Origin of the sequence: Actinoallomurus acaciae (genome assembly GCF_042429965.1) — a bacterium.
Taxonomy (GTDB): domain Bacteria; phylum Actinomycetota; class Actinomycetes; order Streptosporangiales; family Streptosporangiaceae; genus Actinoallomurus; species Actinoallomurus acaciae.
The window spans coordinates 1-1,535 of record NZ_JBHLZP010000988.1 but is presented as its reverse complement, the minus strand read 5'-3'; the positions used below and the strand labels follow the sequence as shown (position 1 = coordinate 1,535).

At 75.6% G+C, this 1,535-nt stretch carries 2 protein-coding genes; both read right to left on the bottom strand.

What is annotated here, in order from left to right; translation table 11 throughout:
- A partial coding sequence (locus ACFFNX_RS49675; protein ID WP_378213466.1) for a diacylglycerol kinase family protein occupies positions 1 to 267 on the bottom strand: 267 nt, incomplete at its 3' end.
- An 82-nt stretch (positions 268 to 349) separates the two neighbouring features.
- Positions 350 to 1,535: FAD-binding oxidoreductase (locus tag ACFFNX_RS49670; RefSeq protein ID WP_378213465.1), on the bottom strand; the 1,186-nt coding region annotated here is incomplete at its 5' end.

The following is a 1,535-nucleotide window of genomic DNA, read 5'->3' as shown; positions in this document are numbered from 1 at the left end:
GCGCCCGGCGGGCAGGACGCCCAGCACCGCGTCGCCGCCCGCCAGCGCCCCGGCGAGGCCGCCCACGATGCCGTCGCCTCCCGTCGCGATCACGACGTGACCCTTCTTCGCGGCCTCGCGTGCCAGGTCGCCCGCGTGCTCGAGGCTGCGGCTGTACTCCACCGCCACCTCGGCACCGGCCTCGCGCAGCCGTCGCGCGACCGGGATGAGGCGTGCGGACGGGTCGCTGCCCGCCGCCGGGTTCACCACGGCGGTGAACGATCGCATGTCGTCTCCTGTCCGGGGCCCGCGCCGTGCGAGCGGGCTCTGCGCGGGATCGTACGGGGTCGGCGCCCGCAGAGACCACGGATCATCCCTCGGGAATGAGCACTCCCGGGTTCATGATCCCCTCGGGGTCGAGCCGGTCCTTCACCGCCCGCAGCGCGGCGATGCCGAGGGGGCCGGCCTCGCGGGCGTACCAGTCGCGGTGGTCGACGCCGACGCCGTGGTGGTGGCTGATCGTGCCGCCCGCCTCGATGATCGCGTCGCTGACCGCCGCCTTGGCGCACCGCCAGCGCTCCACCGGCCGCTCCCCCTGGGCGGTGACGACCGTGAAGTACAGCGACGCGCCGGCCGGGTAGACGTGCGACACGTGGCACATGACCACCGACGAGGGCAGCTCGCGGGAGAGGGTCAGGCGCACGGCGTCGTACAGGCGCGACAGGTTCGACCAGAAGCCGGCGGTCTCCAGCGTCTCGGCGAGCACGCCGACGTCGAGCAGGGCGTCTCGCAGGTACGGCGCGGAGAACCGGCCGCGCACCCAGCTCTCCCCCGGCCCCTCCCCCTGGTAAGCGCCGCCGAGCGAGGTGAGCACCGCGCGGACCTTCGCCCGGCGGTCGGGCACCTCGGCGGCGGTGCCCTCGTACCCGCAGATGGCCAGGCAGCCGCCGGGGTCGTCGTCGTTCCGGTCGCCCAGCTCGTCCGGCCGGGCCAGGCCGATCATGGTCTCGGTCTCGTCGGAGAGCCGCAGCACGGTCGGCAGCGGGCCGTCCTGGGCGAGGGCGCGGACCGCGGTGATGCCCTCGGAGAACGAGGGGAACAGCCAGCCCTCGTGCACGCGCGTCTCGGGCAGCGGCCGGATCCGCACGGTCACGTCCGTGATGACGCCGAACGCCCCCTCCGAGCCCAGCACGAGCTGGCGCAGGTCGGGGCCTGCCGCCGACTTCGGCGCGCGGCCGGTCTCGAGCGTGCCGCCGGGCGTGGCGAGCGTGAGGCCGGTGACCATCTCGTCGAACCGCCCGTACCCGGCGGAGGCCTGGCCGGAGGACCGCGCCGCGGCGAACCCGCCGATGCTCGCCCACTCGAACGACTGCGGGAAGTGGCCGAGGGTGTAGCCCTGCTCGTTCAGCAGCCGTTCGGCGTGCGGCGCGCGCAGGCCCGGCTGGAGCGTGGCCGTGCGCGAGACGGTGTCCGTGACGACGAGCCGGTCCTGGCGCCGCAGGGCGAGCGCGACCACCGCCGCGTAGCCGCCCGCCTCCGGGGCCAGTCCGCCGACG